Consider the following 25617-nt stretch of genomic DNA (forward strand, 5'->3'; position numbering starts at 1 on the left):
TCATCCGACAGCGTCAACTCGGCCATCGGCCGCCCCGTACGTGCCATGCGGCAAGCCTACACATATGAACAGAATTCCCGACTCAGAACACTAGGACAGGGCCTCGAAGTCTCGGCACTCGGGCTCGGCTGTATGGGTATGAGTTTCTTCTACGGTCAGCCACAGGACACAGCCGAGATGGCGAAGCTGCTGCGGGCGGCCGTCGACCGCGGCGTGACGTTCTTCGACACCGCCGAGGTCTACGGACCGTTCACCAATGAGGAGCTGGTCGGTCAGGCGCTGGCACCGGTCCGCGACCAGGTGGTGATCGCCACCAAGTTCGGAATCCGGCACGGCGAGCACGGACCGACCCCGATGTCCGGGGTCGACAGCAGGCCCGAGCAGATCCGCCGGGTGACCGAGGCCTCGCTCAAGCGTCTTCGCACCGAAAGCATCGACCTGCTCTACCAACACCGCGTCGACCCCGACGTGCCCATTGAGGACGTGGCCGGCACGGTCAGGGAGCTGATCGCCGAGGGCAAGGTGAAGCACTTCGGCCTGTCCGAGGCCGGTGCCGCGACAATTCGTCGCGCCCACGCCGTGCAGCCGGTAACGGCACTTCAGAGTGAGTACTCGCTCTGGATGCGCGAGCACGAAACCGAGGTCATTCCGACCTTGGAGAAACTGGGTATCGGTCTTGTGCCCTTCAGCCCGCTCGGCAAGGGATTTCTGACTGGAAAGATCGATTCCAGTACATCGCTGGCCGACAACGACCTCCGCCGCCTGCTTCCGCGCTTCAGCCCCGAGGCACGGGTGGCCAACCAGGCACTGGTCGACCTGCTGAAGCAGATCGCCGACGACAAAGGAGCCACGCCAGCCCAGATCGCCCTCGCCTGGGTACTGGCACAGAAGCCGTGGTTCGTGCCGATCCCCGGCACCACCAAGCCGCACCGCCTGGAAGAGAACCTGGGCGCACTCGACGTAGAACTGACCACCGCCGACCTGCGCCGGATCGAAGAGGCCGCGGCCGGCATCCGCATCCTGGGCGATCGTCTCCCCGAGCAGTTGCAGTCACGCTTCGACCGCTGAAAGCCCGTTCCGACCCGGCCGACGTCCGGGCTGATCCCCACTCCTAGGAAGTGACCCGGACCGGGCTGCCGAGCCCCGTGCCGACCAGCGCGCCCGGGCAGTGGTCGAGCCGGACGGAGAGGACGCCGGTGTCCGTGGTGTTGTCGACGACGACGAGGTCGTCGACGCTCGTCGCGTCGACGATCCAGTTGCCGGGCTCCCCGCCCCCGGTCGCGCCGTCGCCCCCGGTCGCCCCGTCGCCGTCGTGCGGCCACGGGGCGCAGCGCAGGGCCTGGTTGTCGACCACGCGGATGTTGCGGTGCACGGACGGGCCGGCCGCGGGAAACTGTGCGGGGCTGATCAGGACCGCGGGGCCGCCCAGTTGCTCGAAGCGATTGCGGCGGATGGTGCAGTTCGTGACCGGACCCGACTCCCAGTAGCTGCCGGCCTCCGACGTGATCAGGATCCCGGCCATACCGAGTCCGGTGAACACACAGTCCTCGATGAGGATCGGCCTGCGTGTCGAGACGAGCGCTCCGCGGGTCGGCAGGTTCCGGAAGGTCGAGCGCCGTACGGTGACGGCCGGCGTGCGGGTGATGTTCTCCACGGCCAGTTCGCCGGGAGCCGCCGAGGCGACGGCGTCGGGCAACGGTCCGCACCGGATACGCATACGGGTGAGGTCGTGCTCGTGGTCCCGCCCGCTCGGTCCCTCGACGCCCAGCACCGCCACGTCGGTCGCCACCACGGAACCGTCCTCGACGCGCATGATCTCGCACCGCTCACCGACCGCGAACTGCGGGAAACCGGCGGTCTCGGGATGGGGGTAACTCAGCTCCAGTGCGTCCCCGTCGACGCGGTCGACCCGCAGATAGAGGCCGTGCACGTTGATCGCGTCGTCGTGCGCGCCGTCGAACGTGCAGTCCTCGACGAGGACCTGCCCGCGCAGCCCGGACGCCTGCACGAAGTCCGCGAACGCGGCCGTGGTCCGGCCCGTGCCCTCGCGTGTGGCGAAGACGCAGTTCTGCACCACGAGGTCGCCCCCGCTCTGAGCCAGCAGTCCGAAACCGTGCAGGTAGCCGAAGCGCACCTCACGGAACCGGGCGTACTCGCTCTCCAGGACGAAGGCGCCCGGATGGTCGCGGTCGGTGTTCCGGAGCTGGTAGACCAGCCCCTCGTCGGCGGGGAGCGGCGCGTCCGCGCCGTAGTCGATGCGCAGGCCGTCAGCGGTCGGCGTGATGCGTTCGACGTTGTCGAAGAGCGGGCATTCGGTGCGCCAGGTGCGGTTGAGGCGGGGGTCGAGCACCTGGCAGTACTCCAGGGCCCCTTCACCGGTCCACGCCGGGCGACCGGACCCGGGGTCGGTCTCACCCCGCCAGGCGACGGTACGTCCGTGCGGGCGCACATCGGTCCCCGGCGGTACCGAGAGCACGCGGAACGGCCTGCCCCCGTCGGTTCCGGCCTCCCGTACCGTCAGCTCGACGACCGTCGGCTGGACCATGTCCACCGTGAAGTCGTGCAGTTCGGCCCGTCCGCAGTCGATGACCGCGATCGTCGTCTGGCGGCCGTGGTACTCGAAGAGGGCTCCTCCCCCGTCGATCTCGACGTCGTCGAACCCCTCCAGCAGGATGCCGATGGCCTTCTCGCGGTAGCGGGGGTCGGCGCCGACGGTGTTCGAGACGTACAACTCACGGCGTACGGCCGACGACGACCACAGCGCATACGTTCCGGGCGCGAAGCGAAGGGTGACAGGGCCACCCTTCGCGTGTGCCGCGGCTATCGCCTGCTGAATTGCGGGTGTCGAGTCGTGTTGGCCACTGGGGTCCGCGCCGTGGGCGATCACCTCGACGACGTGCCGGGGTGTTGTGATGGATGCGGTCATCGGCGGGTTGTTCTCCTCACGAGTTGCCGACCGTCGAGAGTGACTGGTCCATGAATCAGGTCCACGGTGACGCCGACGCCGTGCGCGACGACGGTGACCGGACCCTGCGCCTGCTCGCCCTGCGGAGTGAGTGTCGCCGTGACGAGCGCCGGGCGGCCGTGTTCGTCGGCGTCCCACGTGATGTCGACCCGTATGCCGGGCCGGGCCACAAATCCGCGGACCGCTCCGCGCGCCCAGGCCGCGGGGACGGCCGGCAGCAGCTCCACACAGCCGGCGTGACTCTGGAGGAGCGCTTCGGCGACCCCCGCGACATAGCCGAGATTGCCGTCGATCTGGAACGGCGGATGAGCGGCGAACAGGTTGGGGTACAGGCCCGCGCGCTGGCCGACCCGCTCGGGTGGCGCGGGGCGCAGCATCAACCGGACGAGTTCGGCCACGCGCTCCGGTTGCCCGAGGCGGGCGCGCAGTGCGATGCGCCAGGCGAGCGACCAGCCGGTCGACTCGTCCCCGCGGGCGTCGATCGACGCACTGGCCCCCGGGTGGAGGTCCGCCGGGAGGCCCGGCCCTGGGTAGAGGGCCCAGAGGTGGCTGAGGTGGCGGTGGTGGGGCTCGGCCGGGGTGGGGTCGGCGCGCCACTCGGCGATCAGGCCGTCCCGGCCGATCCGAGGTCCGGGGATGGACGGACGGGCCCGGCGTACGCGCCGGAGGAGTTCATCGTCCTGCTCGTCGTCGGACGCGAACTCCACCATCGTGTCGAACAGGGCCGCGACGAGCGCGAGGTCCATGGTGGACGACTCACCCACCGCGCTCGCCCCACCGTCGGGGGTGTGGAAGTGGTTCTCCGGTGATGTGGACGGGCTGGTGCCGAGCGTGCCGTCGCCCACGGGAGCGAGCCGGTGCAGCGCGAACTCGGCCGCGCCGCGCAGCAACGGCCGTACACGGGCGAGTAGTTCGTGGTGGCCGAACCGCGCCAGTTCGGCCAGTTCGAGGCAGAGCCACACCCCGGCCATCGGCCAGAACGACCAGGCCGGATCGGCGGTACCCGTGCCGACCGGTGGTGTGTACGCCCAGGCGTCGGTGTTGTGGTGCGCGACCCAGCCGGGTGAGGCGTACAGGTCGCGTGCGGTGGCCGCACCTGTCCCGGCGAGAGCCTCGACGAGTTCGAGCAGCGGGACCGCGCATTCGGCGAGGTCGGTGACGCCGGCGGCCCAGTGGTTCATCTCGGTGTTGATGTTCAGCGTGTAGCCCGAGCTCCAGGGAGCGCGCAGTTCGGTGTTCCACAGGCCCTGCAAGGTGGCGGGCAGGCCGCCGGGTCGTGAACCGGCGAGCAGCAGGTAACGGCCGTAGTGGAAGAGCAGTGCGGGGAGCCCGGGGTCGTCGACGAGTACGTCGCCCTGTGCGGCTGCCGCGACACGGTGCCAGGTGGCCGCCGGGCGTCCCCCGTCGCGCGTCCCGGTGGCGCCGGGCGCGCCCTCGATCCGCAGGTCGACGCGATCGTAGCGAGGGGTGTGGTCGGCGTGATGGCGTTCGCGGAGCGCGGGGATGCCCCGGCTCAGTGCGGTGTCGGCCGTCTCCGCCGCCGTGTCCAGTGTCCGCTCCGGGAGGAACGGTCGCGCTATCCCGCCGAAGGTCGTGGCGGTCGCGAGGACGAGGTCGAGCCGGGTCGCCGACCGTACGACCAGTCCTTTGGCACCGCCCGACGCCGGAGCGGTCGCGTTGTGGGTGAGCCTCATGTGGACGGCCCCGCGCATCGCCGCGTCCGGCGACTCGGACCACACCACGGGATGCTCCGGCTCGTGCGGCGGTGGTACGTCGGACGGCATCCGGAAGCGGAGTTCGGCCCGGTCCTCCCCCATGTCACGCCGTAGGACGGCGAGTTGGGTCGTCAGGTCGACGGTGATGTCCAAGGGCGCGTCGGCCTCGACCGAGACGACGAGCACGGAGTCGGGGGCCGAGACGAAGACCCGTCGGCTGACATTGACGCCACCGAGGCGGAACCGGGTCTCGGCCTCCGCGTGCCGCAGGTCCAGGACACGCCGGTAGGTGTCGTCCCCGGGTGGGCGCACGCCGGACGTACCGGACGTGTCACCCTCGGCCGGAGCCAGGCTGAGCAGAAGGTCCGCGAAGGGCAGATAGGACTGTGCCCATCCGGCCTGCACCCGCTGCACCTCCCGGGTGGCGGCCGCGTACTCGCCACGAGCCAGGTGGCGGCGGGCCCGCCGTACGGCGTCCGGTGCCTCGGCCGGCGGCCGGGGGGCGCTTGCGGGGCCGCCCGACCACGCTGTTCCGTCGTTGAGCGAGATCAGCTCCCGCGCGGTGCCGCCGTGCACGAGGCCGCCCAGGCGTCCGTTGCCCAGGGGTGCCGCCTCCAGCCAGCTCCGCGCGGGTGCGTCGAAGAGCACCCGGTGAAGGTCGCCGTCGGTACGGGTCACCTCCATCGTGTGTCTCCCCTGTGTTCTCGCTCGACGGACCTCACTTCTGGCCGATGGTCTGCTCGCTCTTCTTCTCCAGTTGCGCGAACACGTCGTCGCCGACTTGGTGCTCCCAGTACTGCTGGAAGACGGGGACGGTCGCGGTCTGGAGTCCGGCGCCGTTGGAGTAGTTGGCTCCGGCGCTCAGTCCGTGCTCCAGGTAGCTGCTGAACGCGGAGATGTCCATGCCCTTCGCGGCGACCTGCTTCGCCGTCGAGTCGAACACGGCCGGAATCCCGGAGAAGAAGGCCGGGTTGGCCTTGGCGGCCGCCTTCTGGCAGGAGTCCGACGTCATGTAGGTCAGCCACTTGTACGCGACGTCCTGGTGCTTGGAGCCCTGCCACATGAACTGGAGGTCACCGCCGCCCTGGACGAGGCGGTTGCCGGTGGCGCTGTCCTTGACCAGGGGTGCGACGCCGACGTTCACCTTGGAGTTGCCGGCGAACGTGGCCACGTCCCACGACCCCTGGATCATCATCGCGATCCGGCCGCTGGTGAGCTGGTCCTCGACACTCGTGTTGGTACCGAACTCACCGATCTTCGGGGCGTATCCGTCGTCGGAGAGGGAGCGCAGGTACTTCATCGTCCTGCTGAAACGGGGATCCGAGTACGGGATCTTGGTGGGGTACGGGAACTTGTCGCCGGCCTGCCAGCCGAGTGCGCCGGCGAAGGAGCTGAACGTCTGTGAGCCGTTGGGGTCCTGCGGAGCCATGAGCTGCATGCCGTAGGTCCTGATGTTCTTGGCGTCGAAGCCGGGCTTGTCCCCGTGGACGCCCTTCTCGTCGACGGTGAGTGCCCTGACGACCTTGCCGAAGGTGCCGCCGTCGGTGGGGTTCCAGGTCAGGTCCTGCATCTGGGCCTCGGTGACACCGGCCTTGGCGAGCAGGTCCTTGTTGTAGTAGATGCCGGTGGCGTTCCAGTCCACGGTCAGGCCGTAGGTCTTACCGTCGGCGCCCGTGACGGGGTCGATGCCCTTGGCGAAGCTGTTGGAGTACTTGTTCTTCTCCAGCAGCGGACCCAGTTCGGCGATCTGGTGCTGGGCGATGTAGGTGGGGTAGTACTGGCCGGAGGCCTGGAACACGTCCGGCGCGTTGCCGGCGGTGAAGTTGGCCGTCAGCTTGGTGAAGTAGTCCGGCACGTTGTAGCGGGAGATCTTCACGGTGTAGCCGGGGTTGGCCTGCTCGAAGCCCGGAACGCAGGCGCCCATGGCGGTGACCATGTTCGGGTCCCAGTTCCAGTAGTTGATGATGGTCTTGCCGTCGGCGGACTTCGCGTCGTCGGACGAACAGCCCGTGAGGGCCGTGGTGGCGGCGAGGGCCACCACGGTCATGGTGATCAGCGGCTTTCTCTGCATTCCGTTACTCCTCGTTGAGTGGGATCCGCGCACGGGCGTGGCCCAAGGACTGCTGTGAGGCACTGCCAGGAAGGACTGCGACGCCGGCGGCTCTACCGGAAGCCGGTGAAGCCGATCGAGTTGACGATGCGTCGGCCGAAGACGACGAACACCAGGAGCATCGGCAGCGCCGCGACGAGCGTCGCCGCCATGAGCCCGCCCCAGTCGGGGGTGACGGTGGGGGCGTTCTGCCGGAACGAGGCGAGTCCCACGGTGAGGGGCTCGGTGCTCTTGTCGTTGGTGACGAGCAGCGGCCAGAAGTACTCGTTCCAGGTGTTGATGAACGTCAGGATCGTGAGTGTCGCGATCGGTGCCGTGGTCATCGGAATGGTCACGGTGAACAGGGCCCTGATCGGCCCCGCCCCGTCGATCCGTGCAGCGTCGTCGATCTCGTTGGGGAGGCCGAGCATGAACTGCCGGAGGAAGAAGATGTTGAACGCCGAGAAGAGGGCGCCCGGCAGGATCAGACCGGCGTAGGTGTTCAGCAGGCCGAGGTCCTTGATGAGGACGAAGTTCGGCAGCATGCTCATGATGCCCGGGACCATCAGCGCGACCAGGAACAGCGAGAACACCAGGTTGCGGCCCCGCCAGTGCAGCCGTGCGAAGGCGTAGGCCGCGGTCGTCGAGAAGAAGATGACGAACGCCGTCATGAGTGCGGCGTAGACCGTGGAGTTGCGCAGGTAGAGCAGAAGGTCACCGGAGTCCAGGGCGCTCACCGTGCCCGTGGCGTTGCCGTGCACGAGGCCGAGGACGCGTCCGAAGCCGTCGAGGGTGAGACCGACCGGCGACAGTGACTGCGGGTCCTGCGAGAGGGCGTCGTTGGACGACAGCGCGGTGCGCAGGATCCAGTAGAACGGGAAGATGGTGACGGCGAGTACGGCCGCTATGTAGAGCCACGCGAGGATACGGCCGACCGGGACGCGGGCCCGTCGGGTGGCGGCGTCAGTTGTGCCCGATGCCCGCTGAATCGAGGTGAGTGGTGACACGGCGCTGTCCTCAATTCGTGTCGGACTCGTTGGCGCGGGTCAGGCGCAGCTGGACGAAGGTGACGGCGATGAGCATCACGAACAGGGCGAGTGACATCGCGGAGGCGTAGCCGAAGTTGTACTGGCTGAACGCCGAGTCGTAGATGTACATCTGGAGCACGTTGCTGGCGTTGGCGGGACCGCCCTGTGTCGCCACCTGCACGATGTCGAAGACCTGCATGGAGCTGATGACGGTCAGGATGACGACCATCGCCAGGATCGGCCGCAGCAGGGGCACCGTGATGTGCCGGAACATCCGTATCTCGGAGGCGCCGTCCAGGCGGGCGGCCTCGTAGACCTCGGCGGGGATCGTCTGTAGTCCCGCGAAGATCAGAACCGCGTTGTACCCCATCGACTTCCATACGCTGATCAGCGCGACGGAGGGGATCGCGAGCCCGCTCGAACCGAGGAACTCGACGCGGTGTCCGGTCAGGGACTTGATGGCGACGTTCACGATGCCCAGTTGTGGGTCGAGCATCCAGGACCAGATGACGGCGGCGACGACCCCCGAGATGAGAAAGGGGAGGATGACCAGCCCGCGGACGACCGTCGAACTCGTCAGCCGGTGGAGCACCACCGCCGTCACGAGCGAGAGCAGGATGCCGATGGCCACGCTCAGGGCGACGAAGTACACGGTCACCCGGAGCGAGTGCCAGAACGTCGTGTCGTCCAGCATCTGCCGGAAGTTCGCGAGCCCGGTCCACTGGGCGGGCGAGAGGATGTGATACGTCGTGAAGCTGAAGTAGATCCCCCTCAGCGTGGGGTACACGGCGAAGAACAGGAACCCGATGAACGCCGGCGCGATGAGGATCCAGGCCGCGGTCGCGTGACCACGGTGGGCCGGGTGCCGTCGCCGTGACTTCGACACCCGGGCCGGGAGACGTGGGGGAGCGTGTACGGACACCGCCCCTCCCTTCGGTATTTTCAACAGAGCTATTATTTAATCGGACAGTAGGGGGTCCATTCAGGCCAGTCAAGATCTTGGCTGGTAAGGGAATGTGCGTAACACGAGCCACCGCGGCGCACGGGCCGAGCGGTACGGTGATCGTCCAGCGCGGAGCGAGGGGAAAAGCGCAGATGAGTGGTACCGGGGTGAACCTTGGCACGCTCGCCGAGTTCAACGTGGCCGTTGTGCTCGACGCGATCCGTCGCCGCCCCGCGGGTGTGGCCCGTACCGAGATCTCCGCGCTAACGGCGCTCAGCGGGATGACCGTGTCCAACGTCTGCCGACGGCTCATCGACGCGGGGCTCATCACCGAGCAGGCCGCACCGGCCCGCGGGCGCGGCAAGCCTCCGAAGATCCTCACGCTCAATCCGGACGGCGGGTTCGCGGTCGGGGTGCACATCGATCCGGCCGTGGTCACCTATGTGCTGATCGATCTCGCGGGGCGGGTGCGCGAGCGGATCCGCTCGGCGACGCCGACCGTGCAGGACCCCGCGAAGGTGGTCCAGGAGATGAAGACGATGCTCGACGCCCTCCTGCTCACCGCGGGCGTCGACCGCACGAAGGTCCTCGGTATCGGTGTGGCGTCACCGGGCCCCATCGATCCGGACACGGGCGTGGTGCTCAATCCCCCGATGCTGCCGGGCTGGCACCAGGTGGAACTGCGCACGGCACTCCACCTCGCCACCGGCCTGCCGGTCCTCATCGAGAAGGACGCCACCGCGGCCGTCGTCTCGGAACTGTGGTTCAGCGAGGCGGGCAGACTCCGCACCTTCGCCTTCCTGTACTACGGCACGGGCTTCGCGACCGGAATCGCCGTCGACGGCACGGCCGTGCGCGGAGTCAGCTCCAACGCGGGCGACACCGCCCACATCCCGGTCGACCCCGACGGCCCCACCTGCTACTGCGGCAGACGCGGCTGCATCGGTCTGGTCGCGGCGCCCCGGACCCTCGTCGCGCAGGCCGTACAGCAAGGGGTCCTGACGGAGAGTCAGGCGGGCGACACCACGGATGTGCTGCAAGTGGGCGCCGCCTTCGGCCTGTTGGCGGATGCGGCCGACGCCGGCGACGCGCGGGCGGCGGAGATCCTCACCGCCGCCGCACGGCTGATCGCGCAGGCTCTCGTCATCGTCATCGACCTCCTCGACATCGAGGAAATCGTGTTCGGCGGCCCCTTCTGGTCCCGGCTCGCCCCGTTCGCCCTCACCACACTGCCCGAGACGGTGCGCTCCGACCGTGGGCTCGTGGTGCCCCACGGCATTCGCTTCAGCGAGTCGGCGATACCCGGCGACGTGACCGCTGTGGGTGCCGCCGCCCTTGTCCTGGACGACGCCTTCTCGCCGCGGCCGGAAGCGCTGCGTATCTGAACGGAGGGCGCCGACTGGGGAGTTCGCGCCATCCGATTTCCAACACCACGTTTCCATAAAGGGGTGTTTAGCGCCGCCACCGCTGCCCGATGGGATGAATACGCCGGTGGAACGGCGTGTCGCCCAACTCCCGTTCTGCACTCTTCGACTCGTGGTGCTGCCGTACGGGAGAGATCAGGGGGCGGATGTGGAACGGCGACAGGGGACGCCTGGTTTACGCGACCGCGCGCGTTACCTCTTCGACAGAACGCTGGCGCACAGCTCAAGAGCCCTGCTCGGCTGGGTCGCCGTGTGCTGTCTCGCGGTGGTGGTACCGCTGAGCGCGTTGCTGGTGTGGACCGATCCGGACGCCCCGCACTCGATGTCGGGCCGGATCAGGGCGGTGTGGCGCACCAGCGCGGAGACCCTGCGGCTGGGCGGTGCGACGGGCGCGCCCATGAAGATGCTGCTGTCCGTGGTGCTGGGACTGATCGCCCTGCTGTGTGTGTCGACGGTCGTGGGGGTCATCACCACCGGGCTGGGCGAGCGGCTGGCGGAGCTCCAGCGGGGCCGCTCCAGGGTCCTGGAACGCGACCACGCGGTGGTACTCGGATGGTCCGACCAAGTCTTCACCGTGGTCGGCGAGTTGATCGCGAGCCGGGCCGGACGGGCCGGGGGCGTGGTGGCCGTGCTCGCCCGCCGGGACCCGGCCGACATGCACGCGGCCCTCGTCACCACACTCGGGCACACCGGTGGTGTGCGGATCGTGTGCCGTTCGGGGGCACCGTCGGATCCCGAGGCGCTCGCGCTGGTCTCTCCCCGCGAGGCGTCCTCGGTGCTGGTCCTGCCCACCGACGAGGCGGACACGGACGCCGCCGTGGTGCGGGTGCTCCTGGCCCTGCGCACGTTGCTCGGCACGCGGAGCGGACCGCCGGTGGTGGCCGCCGTGCGCGACGCCCGCCATCTCCCCGCCGCGCGGCTGGCCGCCGGTCCGCACGGCACCGTCCTGGAGAGCGACCGGGCCACGGCACGGCTGCTCGTCCAGTCCGCCCGACGGCCCGGTCTGGCCACCGCGTTGCGTGACCTGCTGGACTTCTCCGGAGCCGAGTTCCACGTGCTCGACGTACCGGACGTCACGGGCCGGACCTTCGAGGAGGTGGCCCTGTCCTTCGAGGAGTCCTGTGCGGTGGGCATCCAGCGGTCGGACGGCCGGCTGCTGCTCACCCCGGCACCCGGGACCGCCGTAGCACCCGGGGACCTGCTGGTGACCGTCGCCCACGACAACCGGCCCGTCGCGCCCGCCGACTGCCGTACACACGTGGACGACGAGACCGTCGTGTCCGGCGGCGTGCGGCCCGAAGGACCTTCCCGGATCCTCCTGTTGGGGTGGAACCGCCGGGCACCGCTCGTGGTGGACGTCCTGCGCCGGACCGCACGGCCGGGATCCACGCTGGACGTCGTCACCGGCCCGGACGCCCGCGCCGCGGTGACCCAGGTGCCCCGCACCGACGACTCCGGGCACCTGTCCGTCGTACACCACGTCGGTGATCCGGCCGACCTCTCCACCCTCCGCTCCCTCGATGTCGTCGGCTACGACAGGGTCGTCGTCCTGGGCGCCGATCAGCAGACCGGCGTCGAACGGCCCGACGACGCGACCCTGTTGACCCTGCTGAACCTGAGGTCGCTGGAGGACGAGTCCGGGAGTACACCCCCTGTGGTGGCGGAGCTGAGCGACCACCGCAGCCGTGCGCTGGCCCTGCTGAGTCCGGCCTGGGACACGGTCGTGCACGGGGAGCTGACCGCGCTGCTGATGACGCAGATCTCCCAGAACCCGGCGCTGGCCGCCGTGTTCGAGGAGATCTTCGCCACCCGCGGCGGAGCGCTGACGCTGCGGCCGGCCGCCGACTACGTGCTTCCCGGCCACGAGACGTCCTTCGCCACCGTCGTGGCGGCGGGACTGCGGCACCAGGAGTGCGCGATCGGCTACCGCGCACACGATCCCCGGGCGCAGCGTCTCGGCGACGGCATCCGCCTGTGCCCCCGCAAGTCGGAACGACGGGTGTGGAAGGCCGAGGACGAGATTCTCGTACTGACGGCCGGGCATGGCATCACGACCCATGTGGAGTCACCCTCGCTCCCCGGCGCCCGGCACGAGCACACGCAGCACACGCATCCGTCGGATTCCGGGGCCGAGGAAGGCGGCTCGTCGACGGGCCTTCCGCAGGTCTGACACGACGGGAGCCGAGCACGCGCGGACCGGCCCGCCCACGCCGGCCTGCTCGTCGTACGGCCGTGGGACGGTCGTTGGACGGCCATGGGAAGGTCGTTGGACGGCCAGTGGCCGGAACCAGTCCCCCGACGCAGCGCCCCGCCGGCCTCGGCGCCCGGCGGGGAAGCGTGGGCCGGAATACCCGGGGGACCGCTCCCACCGCTCGATTCCGGCGGTCCGTCCACAGCTTCCCCGGCCGATTGTCAGTGATCGCCGCTAACGTTCCGCTTGTCGTCGCACCGATGCCGGGAGTTCCCGGCTGAACTGTGCTTTCTTCTGGCTGTCTTGATGCGTGAGGCGGGGATCGTGGGTTGGCTGTCGGCGGGTGACGGGTATGAGGTCGCCCTGGTGGAGGGGCGGGTGGCGGCGCGTGCCACCTCGGGACGGGCGGCGGGACGGCAGTTGAAGTCCCTGCCGCGCGCGCTCAAGGACCACCCGGAGGTGGACCGGCTGCGGCGGTTCGCGGAATGGCTGGATCGGCATGCCGCGGGGTGTGTCGCGCAGGTGGACGCCTGGATGGTGTCGTCGCTGCCCGTGCCCACAGAGCTGCTGGCCCGCGTGTGGCCGGACGAGGCCTGGCAGTCGGCGCTGCGCGACCTTGCCGTGGTCGGCGACGACCCGGACGAGGTCGGCTTCCTGCGGGGCACCACGGAGGACGGCGAACTGCGGGTGGTGAACCTCGACGGCGAGACGGTACGGCTGTCCCCGCGCACGGTGACCCTGCCGCACCCGGTGCTGCTGCCGGACCTCGACGACATCCGTGAGTTCGCGGCGGAGCTGGGCATCATGCAGCGCGTCGAGCAGATCCACCGGGCGACGTGGACGCGCCCCGCCGACCTCGACCCGAAGGCCTCCGAGATACGCGAGTTCGCCGGCGGCTCCTTCCGCTCGCGTTTCGCCCTCGCCGCGCGCGCCAGTTCGCTGGGCTACCGCGTCTCGGGCGGCTACGCGACGGCCCGGGTGCGCGACGGCGGACGCACCGTCGAGGCCTCCGTGTGGATCGGGGAGCCGTACTGGGAGGACTCGGTGGAGACCGGTGCCCTCTCCTGGCAGGACCAGGACGGCCGGGCCCTGCCGCTGCGCGAGGTGGGCCCGGTGGCCTGGTCGGAGGGGATGCGGATGGCCGCGGCGCTCTACGCCGGGCGTGACATCGAGGAGGGCAAGAACGCATGAGCGGGGGGAATCAGGTGGGGGCGCGGGAGGGCACGCAGGTGTCGTACGAGGACATGCTCGCGGCGGGCGCGGTACTGCCGGCGGACACACGGGACGCGGGCGAGCGGGCGGTTCCGCTGACGGCGCGCGGCTACCGCCACCCGGGGCTCGACGACCGTGTGGTGGTGCGGCTGGTGGCCGGCGAGCTGGGCGCGGCGGAAGACCTCGCCGCCGGATTCCTCGGCCTTGAGCCGGACGGCGAACCGGCCGTGGTGGGGCTGGGGATGCGCCAGTCGCTGGGCTTCCCGGAGTGGGTGCTGGTGCACCACCCCGAGGACGGGCATCACGCGCTCGGTGTGGTGCCGGACCTGGAGCGGGCGGCCCGGCAGGCGAAGTCCCGGCCCAAGACGGCCATGGACGCCTATGTGGAGCTCGGCGCGCGGCTGGCGGCCTCCGTCCCGCACTTCCTGCCGACCTTCTACGAGCAGGCGGGCCGGGTCTTCCTCGCCGAGGAGAACGCCACGTACGCGGCCCAGTTGTTCACCCGGGCCCGTAAGGCCGAGGCGGAGCACGGGCTGGTCATCGAGGAGGACCGGCTCGACGCGGTGTTCCTGGAGTTCGCGCTGGCCGGCGCGCTACCGGTGAAGGTGCTGTCCGCGTACGGCAGGGAACTGGCCGCGCGGGTGCCGGCCGAGGAGGCGCTGCGGCGCTTCACCCGGCTGTGTCTGCGCCGCACGGCGGGCGGTCTGCCGCCGTCCGCGCAGATGGCGGGCGATCTGCGCAAGCTGGCCCGGGCCGCGGGCCGGGACGCCGACCTCGCCGAGCAGGAGTACCTGTCCGAGCTGCTCGCTCTGCCGGCCACCCTGCGGGCCGCGGCCGGCTGGTGGAAGGGCCACCGGACCGCGCTGGTGGCGCTGGCCGCCCGGCAGCCGCGGGTGCGCGGCACCCTGCTGGACATGATCCCGGCGAGCTACGACGACGAGATGCCCGCGCTGTGGCTCCAGGTGCTGAACGACTCCGGTGCCACGGCCGGTCTGTGGGACGCGTCGCTGCCGGAGGAGGAGCGGCCGCGCGACGGTACGGCGGGCTGGCTGGACCGCTTCCTGACCTTCCGTGAGCGGGCCCGGTCCTGGCGTGGCTCGACCCGGATGCCCGAGCTGTACCCGCTCGTGGAGCGGGCCGTGGACCGCCTGCGGGACGAACTCCGGGCGTCCGGCGGCGCGTTGCGGATCACGCACGACATCGACCTGATCGACCTGCTGCTGTCCCTGGACGTCCCGGTGGCCGCCCCGGAGCGGGACGACGCCCTGCCGCTGACGCAGTGGGCACAGGGCGAGGGACACCGGGACCTGCTGTTCCTCGGCGCCGACGCCCGGTTCCACAACGCCTTCCTGAAGGGCGCCGACCATTTCAGCGCCCATGACCAGGCGCTGGACGCCATCCGTCTGCTGGCCGTGTCCCCCGGCGGCCGTCCGCTGCTGGCCCGGTGGGTCGCCGCGGTGGTCAGGCGTTTCACCGTGGTCGGTCTGCCGCAGTTGCCGGACGCGCTGGCCCGGCTGAAGTGGCTGCCCGCCGAGGCGCTGGCGCTCGCCGAGGACGAGGTGCGCGAGGCCGTCGCCACCGACCTCGCCCCCGTGCTGGTACGCACGCTGCGGGCCGGTCTCTTCGACGAACTGGGCTGGCCCGCCTGGGAGGAGGCGGCGGCCGACCTCGTGCCGAAGGCACAGGTGGAGGATCTGGTCGTCGCCGACGCCTGGCCCCATCTGGTGGTCGCCGGCGCGGCCCAGGCCCGGGTGATCGGCGCCGAGGGCACCCTGCTCACCCATGATCTGCGCATCCCCGCCAACGACCACCACGGCGACCCCGGCTTCCACCACGTGGACGGCGAACTCCTCGTCTACTGGAACAGCCGCAACGGCCTGCGCGGCTACTGGCACGGCCGGGCCGACCGCGTCGAGGCGCTGGAGAGCGAACACGGCACCCGTGGCACCGAGATGGACTGGTACAAGGGCGACCTCCCGATCACCCTGCCGCTGCCGGGCGGGGGCCGGACCACCGGCCGTGGAGTCGTGCACCCCGGCGACACCACCGTGCCCGAGGAGCGGGCGCTCCTCTTCGACGGCTCCTCCTACTGGGTGTGGAACGCGGACTCCGAGGACCGCGAGGCGCATGGCTGGTACGAGTACGACCCGGCGACCGGTGACCGCGGCCGTATGAGCCGGCCCGCGTTCCTCGCCGACACGCTGCGGGACGCCCCGGAGGGCAGTACCTTCGCGGGCGGCCGGCTGCGCCCCTCCCCCACGTCCGGTGCCGCTCCCGCCTCCGCGCCCGTGGACGGGCTCGTGGGCCTGCGCAGGCTGACGCTCCCGGACGGTTCCACTCGTGTCGAGGATCTCGCGGGGCACACCCTCACGCTCCCGGCCGACGCCGGACTTCCGTACACGCTGGTGATGTTCCCCGGCGCAGAGCGGCCCACCGCGGTCGTGCGCAACAACTGGCAGCTCGACCTAGTGGACGCGGACGGCGTGGTCACCGCCTGGGGCAAGACCGACCGCACGGCGGGCGTCTTCGGCGAGGGCACCCTGCTGCTGCCGCCGGTGCAGTACTGGGAGTGCCTGACCCCGCGCGACCCGGAAGGCTCCGCGGGGCTGCGGAGTATCGACCGCGACACCGCCGCGGCCCTGCTGGCGGCCGCCGGCGACAAGGACGCCGAGGCGCTGCCGGCCGCGATACGCGCGCTGCTGCCCGTCACCCACCCCGCCCTGCTCAAGGGCATCGCCGGGGTCGTGCGCTACGCGGCGGGCCAGCAGAGTGTCCTGGACGCGGCGGCGACGCGGCTGACCCAGGCCATGGACGGCGGACTGGTGGACGAGGGCCCGGCCGGTCCGGCGGACAGTCTGCTGCGCGACGCGATGAGCGGTCTCGGTGCGTCGAGCGGCTACTGGTGGAGCCGCGACGACCGGGCCGACACCGTCTTCCGCGCCCTGCGGGTGCTGACCCGTGCCGCCGAGGCCACCGACACGGCAGCGGACCTGCCCGCCGGACGACTTCACCTCGACGGCCCCGAACTGCCCTCCGGCCAACCGGCGTTGACCACGGTCATCGCCCACGCGTCGGCCCTCGCCTACCGGGCCGCCGCCGGCACCACCACCGACGAGCACCGCGAGGCACTACGGCAACTCCTCGCCGGGTTGGACCGGTTGGGCCTGGGCGGGTCCACCGGGGCCGACCACTGGCGCGCGGTGAGCCTGCACGTGGACGCCCACCTGCTGCGCGTCGGGACGGGTGACTGGCGGGAGGGCTCCTGGAGCGGGCTGCTGCCGCTGGCGGACGGCGCCTTCCTCGCGGTGACCGGACACACGTCCTTGGGCGACGACGGCTGCGACTTCGCTGGTCTCTTCCACGATCCCACGGGTCGGTTCGCGGCGCCGGAGCCCTACAAGATGCTGGCGTGCGACCCGATCGGCCAGGGCGGCCGAGGTGAACGGGGTGGCCAGAGCGGCCGAGGCAGCCGCGGCGGCCAGGACGGGCAGGGCGAACGGCCGGTCCCGCTGGGGGACTTCCTCGCGGCGCTCGCCGAGCACGGTCCCGCGCCGTGGTTCCCGCAGGCCGCCGAGGAGTTCGCGCGCCTGACCGGCACCACCGAGACCATGGCCCGGCTCGTCGTCGCCGGGCTGCCCGGAGTCGACGCCTACGAGCGGATGTTCCTCACCACCGAGGCCCGTAACGCCATCGGGGTGAAGGCCGCCCCCGCGGCGGTCGCCAAGGACGAACTGCGGGGCATCGACGCCGCCGTGCGCGCCGCCGTCGTGGCCGCGCTGCTGCCCGCCGATCCGGCGCAGCTGTGGACCGAGGGCCCGGACGTGGCCGCGGGTGCCGCCGTCTGGAACGCGCGGCTCGGCAGGCGTCCCGCACTGCCCGAGGAACTGCTCGGCGACGCCGTCCGCGCCCTCAAGCGCTCGGCGTGGAGCGTACGGGAAGCCCTGCCCGCGCTGCTGGACCCGACGGGTGCTCCGCAGCTCAGCCGGGATCTGCGCTGGGAGGTCAACGGCGACCGGGTACGGCCCGTCGGCGACGACACGGCCGGGTTCACCACCGACACCCTGGTCGGCACGGTGGCGCTCGCGGCCTGGCTCGCCCACCGGCTGCCCGCGGGCGACCCGATCCGCGCCGCGCTGCCGCCCGCGCTCACCGCGGTGCGGTCACGGCTGGCTGCGCCGGGCCTCATGCTCGACCTCGGCCGCTACATCAGCCTCCCCGCGTTCCGGAAGGCGGCGGGTGCGCCGACCGAGACCGGCCCGGGCTTCGAGCGCTACGGCGCCGTGGTCCTCGCCACCCATGACGACCAGCCCGCCCCGGGCATCCGCGTCGACCTCCTCGACGAGACCGGCCAGGACCCGCATCTGCCCGCCACGCGGGTCGACGACCACCCGTACGCGGCCGAGGTCGCCCTGCGGTTGGTGCGCGACCCCCGTTTCGCGGCCCTGCTCGCCGACCCCGGTGAGCCGATCGTGGGCGAGCGGGGCAAGGACGGCACCTGGTGGCCGCAGGACCCGGGCCGCTCCGTACCCGACCTGGTCACCGCGGCGGCCAAGGAGTACGGCCTCGGCGAGGACGCGGCGACGCTGTATCTGATGCTGCTCGCCATGCCCGACCCGACCGACCGCTCCACCGCCAGGTGGACGGGGTGGAAGCCGGCCCGTCTCAAGGCGGCCCGTGCCGAACTGGCCGCCACCGACCTCGTCGTCGGCGCCACCCGGACCAGGGCGGGCCGCTCCTTGTTCCTGCCCGGCGGCTGGGCCGAACAGCCGGCGCCACGGGTCCCGTTGGAGCGCTGGAAGCTGCCGCTGTTCGACGTGGTCCACGGCGAACACGCGTCGTTCGGCCTGATCGTGCCGACGGAACCGGTCGCCGACCTCTACCGCAGGGCCTGGCAGCGGGTCCTCGACGGGGACGCGCCGCGGTTCGAGGAGCTGAAGGTACGGCGGGGCCGCCGCCGCTGAGGGGACGGTCTCGGAGGGGGCATCGGACAACACCGGTGCCCCCGCCCCGGCCCCCACTCCCTGACCCCGGCTTCCGGCTCTCCCCGATACCGACCTCCGGCTCCCGGCTTCCGATGCCGACTCCTGGCACCTGGCACCTGGCACCTGGCACCCGGCACCCGGCACCCGGCACCCGGCGCCACCCTCACCACTCCCCCGCGTCGGTGATCAAACCGATCCTCGACGCCGACCAGACCGACCCAGCAAGGACATCAAGGACATCCATGCCCGAGACCAACACGGCGACGGCCCTTCCGCCCCGGCAGTCGCTGCCCGCCGAAGAGCACCACGCCACCGAACTCGCCTTCCTCGCCGCCCATGACGAGGGCCCGCGTCCCCCCGGCTGGCTGCTGACACCCCGAGCCGTCATCACCTTCATCTGCGGCAGCGCGGGCGACGCCCTGAAGCTGTCCAAGCCCCACGAGACCCTGCCCCGCGAACTCGTCATCACCCCCAAGTTCATCGGCGAACGCGCCCTGGTGGAAAGGTGTGTGGTGACCCTCGCGGGCGAACGTGGCCTGCTGCTGGTGGGTGAGCCGGGTACGGCCAAGTCGATGCTCTCGGAGCTGCTGTCGGCGGCGGTCTGCGGCACCAGCGCACTGACCGTGCAGGGCACCGCGGGCACCACCGAGGATGCCCTGCGCTACGGCTGGAACTACGCACTCCTGCTCGCCCAGGGACCCACTCCCCAGGCCCTGGTGGACTCCCCCGTCCTCAGTGCGATGCGCTCCGGAAAGGTGGCGCGGGTCGAGGAGATCACCCGCTGTCTGCCCGAGGTGCAGGACGCGCTCGTGTCGATCCTCTCCGACCGCCGGATGAGTGTGCCGGAGCTGTCCGGCACGGACGACGCGCAGGTCGCCGCGGCCCCCGGGTTCACCGTCATCGCCACCGCCAACCTGCGCGACCGCGGTGTGTCGGAGATGTCCGCCGCGCTCAAGCGCCGCTTCAACTTCGAGACGGTGCACCCGATCTCGGACGTCGAGGCCGAGACCGCGCTCGTCAGGCGGCAGGCGGTCACGGCCGTCGAGCGGGCGGGCGCGGCCTTCGACGTGGACGACGCGGTGCTCGACGTCCTGGTGACCGTCTTCCGGGATCTGCGGGCCGGGCGTTCGGCGGAGGGCTGGGACGTGGAGCGCCCCGGCACGGTGATGTCCACCGCGGAGGCGGTGCAGGTCGCCGTCTCCCTCGGAGTGGCCGCCGCGTATCTGCCCGCCGGGGACAGCCTCGACCTGGTCCCCGGTCATCTCCTGGGTGTGGTCCGCAAGGACGACCCCAGCGACCACGCTCGCCTGCTGGGTTACTGGGACGGGCCGGTGCGCCGCCGCGCCGAGGACGGTTCGGCGACCTGGCGCCGCCTGTGGGATCTGCGGGAGAACCTTCGGTGACGCTCGCTCAGGACCCGTATGTGACGCAGGACCCGGGTGTGCCGGTCTCGGAGGACCCGCGGGTGGCGCTCGACGCCCTCGCCGACTCCACGGTGCCGTATCTGCTGGGTGTACGGCACCACAGCCCCGCGCTGGCCGCGGCCGTACCGGCCCTGCTGGACGCGGCGGGCGCCGAGGTGGTGTGCGTGGAGCTGCCCGCCGACTTCCAGCCGTGGCTGGCCCATCTCGGCGCGCCCGGCACCATCGCGCCGGTCGCGCTGGCGGGCGCCGGACAGGGCGGGCGGCTCGGCTTCTACCCGTTCGCCGACTTCTCGCCCGAACTCGCCGCCGTCCGCTGGGCGCGGGAGCGGGGTGTGGAGGTCCTCTGCTGCGATCTGCCGATGGGCGACACGCGCTGGGGCACCGAGGACGCCGATACGGCCGGTGAACCTCGCGAGGCGGCCACCGGGGTCGTCGGCCGGCCCGCTCCCACGTCCTTCGCGCAGGCGCTCACCGCCGCCGGGACCGGCCGTGACGGGGACGACCTGTGGGACCGCAGTGTGGAGGTGCGGGCCCCGGGGTGCGCCCCCGAGGCGCTGCGCCGGGCCGCGCTGGGCGTCGGCTGGGCGCTGCGTCAGGACGCCGCGTCGTCCGGCGGTGTGTCCGCCGTGGACCTGGCGCGTGAGGCACACATGCGGGGCACGATCGCCGTCGCGGCGGCCGGTGGACGCCGGGTGGCGGCGGTGATCGGCGCCTTCCACGCCCCGGCGCTGGCCGACGGAGCGGCGCGGTACGGGATGCCGGGCGACTCCACGACCGTAGAGCCGGCGGCGGGGAGTACGGAATCGGCGGGAGCGGCACTGGCGACGGACCCCTCTCCGATCGTCACCTCCCTCGTCCCGTACGCGTTCGATCTGCTCGACTCCCGGTCCGGCTATCCGGCGGGTATCCGCGATCCGCGCTGGCAGCAGGCGGTGTTCGGCGCCGGGGGTGACCCGGATCTGCTGCACGACGCGGCGGCCAGGGCGATCACGGGGGTGTGCCGGGAGCTGCGGGAGGCCGGGCACACGGCGGGGACGGGCGAGGCGCGTGAGACGCTGCGCGTGGCCTGCGACCTGGCCCGGTTGCGCGGGCTCCCGGCACCTGGCCGAAGCGAGGTCCTCGAAGCCCTGACGGCCGTGATGGGTCAGGGCGAACCGCTCGGCCGGGGCCGGGCCCTGGCACGCGCCCTGGAAGTGGTCCTCGTGGGCACCGAGCGCGGCCGGGTCGCGCCGGGCACACCGCGTTCCGGCCTCGGCCCGTCCGTCGAGGCCGAACTCGCCGCGCTGCGGCTGCCGGGCCCGGACGATCCCGCGCCGCGCGAGCTTCGTCTCGACCCGCTGCGTTCGGCCCTCGACCACCGCCGCGAGATCCTCCTGCGCCGGCTGGAGGTGTGCGGGGTGGGATACGGCGAGCCGGTGGCGGTGGCCGGTACGGGTGACGCCGCCGCGCTCTCCTCGCGGTGGCGGCTCGCGTGGGTGCCCTCCGTGCCGGTCCGGCTGGACCTGGCCGGGGTGCGCGGTGTGACCCCCGCGCTGGCGGCGGAGGGCACGCTGCGGGAGACCTTCCGCAGGGAGGCGGCGGACGGCGGCCCCACCTGCGCCCTCGTCCTGACCGGGCTTCGGGACGCCGCGCGCTGCGATCTGCCCACGCTGGTCGCCCAGCGGCTGGCCGAGGCCGCCGAGGTACTGCCCGCGTCCGCGACGGTCCCCGAGATCCTCACCGGACTCGATCTGCTGGAGGCGCTGCTCCGGGGGCATCTGCCCGGCACAACACCCGCGGGCAGACAGACGGCGGGTGCGCTCGCCGCCGACCTGCTGGAGTCGGCGGTACGTTCGCTGCCCGGGCTGGCCGGCAGCGACGACCCGGAGGAGGCCGCCGCGCTGGTCGCCCTGGCCTCACGCGCCGGTGAACTCCGCCTGGGGCTGCGGATGGACGAGGCCCTGACCGGTCTCGCGGACACCGCCTCCCCGCTCATGCAGGGTGCCGCCCTCGCGTGCCGCGTGCTGTTCGACCTGGAGGGCGCCGAGACGCTCGGGGCGAGGGCCGCCGGGTGGATCGACACGGCCACCGGGCCCGACGCACGGCGTGCGCTGGCGCGCCGGCTCACCGGGCTGCTGACCGGGGCCGCGCCGCTGCTCCAGTCGGCGCCGACCGCGCTCGACCCGCTGCTCGACCGGATCGACTCGCTCGACGACCGGGGTTTCCTGGACCGGCTGCCCGCGCTGCGCGGTGGCTTCGACACACTCACCCCGGCAGGCCGCGACCGGCTGCTGCACACGGTGACGGAACGGCTGGGCGACCGTCTCGACCTCGCGCTGGGCGCTTCCCCGCAGATGCTGGCCCTGTGGACGGCGGCGGACGAGGCCGGCCGTTCGGCGGCGGACGCCCTACGGCCAACACCCCGGCCGACCGCGCCACCGGCTCCCGACGCCACCCCCGCTCCGATCCCGCGCACGTCCGCGGCCGACGCGCCCCAGGACGGCGTACCGCGCCTGCTGTCCGTGACGGACCGGTGGCGGCTGCTGCTCGGCAGGGAACACGAGCAACTGCCCCCGAACGCCCGCCGTTACGCGCACGCGCTCGACGAGCTGTACGGCAGGGGCCGCGGGGAGGGCTCCTCGGACCTGGGCCAGGAGGGCGGTCGCGGTGGCGGACAGGAAGGCTCCTTTCCGACGGCTCGCGAGTGGGCCGAGGAACTCCAGGCACTGTTCGGCGCGGAGGTGCGCGAGGAGGTTCTGGCACGCGCGGCCGACCTGGGGCGCAACGACGTGCTGGCCGAGCTCGACCCCGACGCGGTCCGTCCGTCGGTCGATCTGCTGACGTCCGTGCTGTCTCTGGCCGGTGGGATGCCGGAGCAGCAACTCGCCCGGCTGCGCCCGCTGGTACGCCGCCTGGTCGACGAACTCGCCAAGGAGCTCGCCACCCGGATGCGTCCGGCGCTGACCGGTCTCGCCACTCCGCGCCCGACCCGGCGTCCGGGAGGCCGGATCGACCTGCCGCGCACCCTGCGGGCCAACCTCGTCCACGCCCGCAAGCAGGCCGACGGCAGCACCCTGGTGGTCCCGGAACGGCCGGTGTTCAGCACCCGCTCCCGCAAGGAGGCGGACTGGCGGCTGGTCCTGGTGGTCGACGTCTCCGGATCCATGGAGGCCTCCGTGATCTGGTCGGCGCTGACCGCGGCCGTGCTCGGCGGAGTGCCCACGCTCAGCACGCACTTCCTGGCGTTCTCGACGGACGTGATCGATCTGACGGACCGGGTCGACGACCCGTTGTCGCTGCTGCTGGAGGTGCGTGTGGGCGGCGGCACCCATATCGCGGCCGGACTGGCCCACGCCCGCTCCCTGGTGACCGTGCCCAGCCGGACCCTTGTGGTCGTGGTGAGCGACTTCGAGGAGGGTTACCCGCTCGGCGGGCTCCTCGGCGAGGTACGGGCCCTGGCGGGTTCGGGGGTGCATCTGATGGGCTGCGCCGCGCTGGACGACAGCGGCAGCCCGCGCTACTCCGTGCCCGTCGCCCAGCAGTTGGTCGCGGCCGGTATGCCCGTCGCCGCCCTCAGTCCTCTCGCCCTCGCCCGCTGGGTGGGCGATCGCCTCCGCGGAGAGTCCCGATGAGCCCCGAACTGCCCCCGGTCGCACCCGAGGTGACCGCTGCCGCCGTGGCGGGTCTGACGTCCCGGCTGAGCAAGAAGCTGGACGCCGCCGTGGAGACGTACGCGGCCGTGCCCGTCGTTGTGGAGGGCACCGAGCTGCGGGTCCGGTGCGGTGAGGACGCGGAGGTCGTTCTCACCGTGGGTCCTTCCGGAGCGGTCACGGAGGCCGAACAGGCAGTGTGCAGCTGCCTGTTGGCACCCAGATGCCTCCACCGGGCCGCCCTACTGAGCGCGTGCCCGGTGGCCGACCCGGACACGGGTGCGGGGGCCGACCCTGGCACGGTGACTGTCGGGGCCGCGGTGGCCGACGGGGCAGCGGTGGCCGACGGGGACGCCGTACCAGAACCGCAGGCACCGCCCGGCAGGCAGGCGGCGACCGGGACGGCGGGGGCTTCGCCGACGGCCACGCCAGGACCTGACACCGTCGGCACCTCGTCGCGTACGGAGCTCACGGACGCACAACTGGTCGCCGCCCGCGCCCTGTGGGCCGCCGCGGCGGCGGTGCTGGCGGCCGGGGTGCCCGCGGCGGGAGCGGTGGCGCAGGCGGAGTTGCTGCGGGCCTCGCACTCGGCGCGGCTGGCCGGGCTGCACCGCGCGGAGGGCGCGGCTCTGAGGGTGGTCAGGGGACTGCGGGGCGCCCGCTCCCGCCACGACGGCCACCGGCTGGCCGACCTGGTGGACAACCTGCGCGAACTCCTCCTGACCACAGCCCTGTTGACCACCGAGGTACCCGACCCGGCATGGATCGGGTCGGCCCGCCGTACCTACCGCCCGGAGGGCGCGCTGCGCGTCCACGGGGTGTGCCGGGAGCCGGTGATCTCGGCCACCGGGTTCGGCGGGGTGGTCACACATGTCGTCTCCGACGACGGCCGGTGGTTCAGCGTCCCGGACGTCAAGCCGGGTGGTGCGGGCCGGGCGCGCGGTGCCGCGAAGGCCACCGTGGCGCTGGGCTCGGGCACTCTCGATCACGCCCAGCTCTCGCGCGGCGGGCTGCTGATCTCGGGGGCGACCCTGTCGTCGGACGGCCGTCTCGGAGCGGGCAAGGGGGTCCGGGCGACCCCGGTCGCGGGCCGGTCATGGACGTCGGGTCCCTTGGCGGCCCTGTTCGCCCGACCGCTCGCCGAGTCCGTGGGCGACCGGCTCGGGAACACTCCGGTGAGCGACCCGGAGTTGGCGGGCCAGTCGACCGGCGAGCTGATCGGCTGCGATCTGGTCATCGTCGGAGCGCTCAACGACCACGTACTCGCAAGGGAGTTGCCGCCCGCCCGGCCGGACCGGAGTGGCCGGGCGCACGAGGACGACCGGTCCGACGGGAGCGGTCTGCTGATCCGGTTGCTGCCGGCCCATGGCCACCCCGACCTGGCACACACCGCGAACCTGCGCCGGCTGGCGTCCCGTCCCGGTCTGCGGCTGCGCGTCGTCGGCCGTGCGGATCCCGACCGCGCGGCGACACTCCGACCCCTGGCCGTAGGCCCGTTGCCGGACGACAGCGCCACGACCCTGCGCCTGCCGGAGGAGTGGCTGGGCCACGCCGACCTGGGCTACGACCGCCTCGAAGGCGTCCATCTGCCGCCCGCCGAGGCGCTGTCGGAGACGGCCGGGCTGCTGCTCGTTCCGCCGGACCCGGTGGCGGAGGCGCCGTTGTGGCGGCTGCGGCGGCTGGTCGAGGTCGCCGTGTCGGGAGGCCGCCGTGCCGTCGCCCAGCCCGCGCGCGACGGCGACCGGGCCGGGATCGCCGCGGCTCTGCGCCGGGCCGGATTCCGTACGGCGGCGGACCTGTTGACCGAGCTGACCACGGAGGCGGACCGGCGGAGCCGCGATGTCTTCGGCCGCACCGAGGAGGCCGACCCGAACGGATACGCACGAGCCTGGCTCGCGGCGGCCGTCTACCTCGCCGGCACCGAACGGGCCCTGGTCCGGGCGACATGGCAGCCGTCGGACAGCGCGGGAGGTGCTCCCGCGGCATAAGGCACATACACTGCTCCGCTCCCGCTG

At 72.1% G+C, this 25617-nt stretch carries 13 protein-coding genes; 8 read left to right on the top strand and 5 right to left on the bottom strand.

What is annotated here, in order from left to right:
* Positions 1-45 precede the first annotated feature (45 nt).
* On the top strand, positions 46-1068 hold the full coding sequence (locus ACIQAC_RS39530) for an aldo/keto reductase (RefSeq protein WP_402200475.1): 1023 nt from the start codon (positions 46-48) through the stop codon (positions 1066-1068).
* 43 nt (positions 1069-1111) lie between these two features.
* Here ACIQAC_RS39530 and ACIQAC_RS39535 read toward each other — a convergent pair whose 3' ends face one another.
* The 5 genes from ACIQAC_RS39535 to ACIQAC_RS39555 form a co-directional block, all read right to left on the bottom strand.
* Positions 1112-2926 carry a right-handed parallel beta-helix repeat-containing protein gene (locus ACIQAC_RS39535; RefSeq protein WP_402200380.1) on the bottom strand — a complete coding sequence of 605 codons (1815 nt, stop codon included), beginning with the start codon at positions 2924-2926 and terminating at the stop codon, positions 1112-1114.
* A complete protein-coding gene (locus ACIQAC_RS39540) occupies positions 2923-5364 on the bottom strand; it encodes a glycosyl hydrolase family 95 catalytic domain-containing protein (protein ID WP_402200383.1) in 2442 nt (813 codons plus the stop codon). Before ACIQAC_RS39540 ends, ACIQAC_RS39535 begins: the two co-directional genes overlap by 4 nt.
* A gap of 34 nt (positions 5365-5398) precedes the next feature.
* Positions 5399-6751 carry an ABC transporter substrate-binding protein gene (locus ACIQAC_RS39545; protein ID WP_402200386.1) on the bottom strand — a complete coding sequence of 451 codons (1353 nt, stop codon included), beginning with the start codon at positions 6749-6751 and terminating at the stop codon, positions 5399-5401.
* Between the two features lie 92 nt (positions 6752-6843).
* Positions 6844-7776, bottom strand: coding sequence for a carbohydrate ABC transporter permease (locus ACIQAC_RS39550; protein ID WP_402200387.1), 933 nt, complete (start codon positions 7774-7776; stop codon positions 6844-6846).
* Between the two features lie 10 nt (positions 7777-7786).
* The gene (locus ACIQAC_RS39555; RefSeq protein WP_402200390.1) at positions 7787-8719 is read right to left on the bottom strand and encodes a carbohydrate ABC transporter permease; all 933 of its coding nucleotides are present in this window, start codon (positions 8717-8719) and stop codon (positions 7787-7789) included.
* A gap of 173 nt (positions 8720-8892) precedes the next feature.
* On the opposite strand from ACIQAC_RS39555, the gene ACIQAC_RS39560 reads away from it, so the two are divergent.
* The 7 genes from ACIQAC_RS39560 to ACIQAC_RS39590 all read left to right on the top strand — a co-directional run bounded on the left by ACIQAC_RS39560 (position 8893) and on the right by ACIQAC_RS39590 (position 25590).
* The gene (locus tag ACIQAC_RS39560) at positions 8893-10125 is read left to right on the top strand and encodes an ROK family transcriptional regulator (RefSeq protein WP_402200391.1); all 1233 of its coding nucleotides are present in this window, start codon (positions 8893-8895) and stop codon (positions 10123-10125) included.
* Between the two features lie 187 nt (positions 10126-10312).
* Positions 10313-12334: an NAD-binding lipoprotein gene (locus tag ACIQAC_RS39565; protein ID WP_402200394.1), complete on the top strand. Its 2022-nt coding sequence runs from the start codon at positions 10313-10315 to the stop codon at positions 12332-12334.
* A 345-nt stretch (positions 12335-12679) separates the two neighbouring features.
* On the top strand, positions 12680-13546 hold the full coding sequence (locus tag ACIQAC_RS39570) for a DUF4132 domain-containing protein (RefSeq protein ID WP_402200397.1): 867 nt from the start codon (positions 12680-12682) through the stop codon (positions 13544-13546).
* Complete coding sequence (locus tag ACIQAC_RS39575; RefSeq protein WP_402200399.1) at positions 13543-18528, top strand: DNA-binding protein; 4986 nt, start codon at positions 13543-13545, stop codon at positions 18526-18528. The genes ACIQAC_RS39570 and ACIQAC_RS39575 overlap by 4 nt, the downstream gene beginning before the upstream one ends.
* 263 nt (positions 18529-18791) lie before the next feature.
* Entirely contained in the window at positions 18792-19952 is a 1161-nt protein-coding gene (locus ACIQAC_RS39580) for an AAA family ATPase (protein ID WP_402200401.1), read from the top strand.
* Positions 19953-19990: 38 nt separating this feature from the next.
* Complete coding sequence (locus ACIQAC_RS39585) at positions 19991-23584, top strand: DUF5682 family protein (RefSeq protein ID WP_402200477.1); 3594 nt, start codon at positions 19991-19993, stop codon at positions 23582-23584.
* Positions 23581-25590: a hypothetical protein gene (locus tag ACIQAC_RS39590; protein ID WP_402200403.1), complete on the top strand. Its 2010-nt coding sequence runs from the start codon at positions 23581-23583 to the stop codon at positions 25588-25590. Before ACIQAC_RS39585 ends, ACIQAC_RS39590 begins: the two co-directional genes overlap by 4 nt.
* The last annotated feature ends 27 nt before the right edge of the window (positions 25591-25617 follow it).

It is taken from the genome of Streptomyces sp. NPDC088387, assembly GCF_044753385.1.
Lineage (GTDB): Bacteria > Actinomycetota > Actinomycetes > Streptomycetales > Streptomycetaceae > Streptomyces.

Coding starts and splice junctions, on each gene's coding strand:
- ACIQAC_RS39530 (WP_402200475.1), top strand. CDS start 46: ATGCGGCAAGCCTACACATATGAACAGAATTCCCGACTCAGAACACTA.
- ACIQAC_RS39535 (WP_402200380.1), bottom strand. CDS start 2,926: ATGACCGCATCCATCACAACACCCCGGCACGTCGTCGAGGTGATCGCC.
- ACIQAC_RS39540 (WP_402200383.1), bottom strand. CDS start 5,364: ATGGAGGTGACCCGTACCGACGGCGACCTTCACCGGGTGCTCTTCGAC.
- ACIQAC_RS39545 (WP_402200386.1), bottom strand. CDS start 6,751: ATGCAGAGAAAGCCGCTGATCACCATGACCGTGGTGGCCCTCGCCGCC.
- ACIQAC_RS39560 (WP_402200391.1), top strand. CDS start 8,893: ATGAGTGGTACCGGGGTGAACCTTGGCACGCTCGCCGAGTTCAACGTG.
- ACIQAC_RS39575 (WP_402200399.1), top strand. CDS start 13,543: ATGAGCGGGGGGAATCAGGTGGGGGCGCGGGAGGGCACGCAGGTGTCG.
- ACIQAC_RS39580 (WP_402200401.1), top strand. CDS start 18,792: ATGCCCGAGACCAACACGGCGACGGCCCTTCCGCCCCGGCAGTCGCTG.
- ACIQAC_RS39590 (WP_402200403.1), top strand. CDS start 23,581: ATGAGCCCCGAACTGCCCCCGGTCGCACCCGAGGTGACCGCTGCCGCC.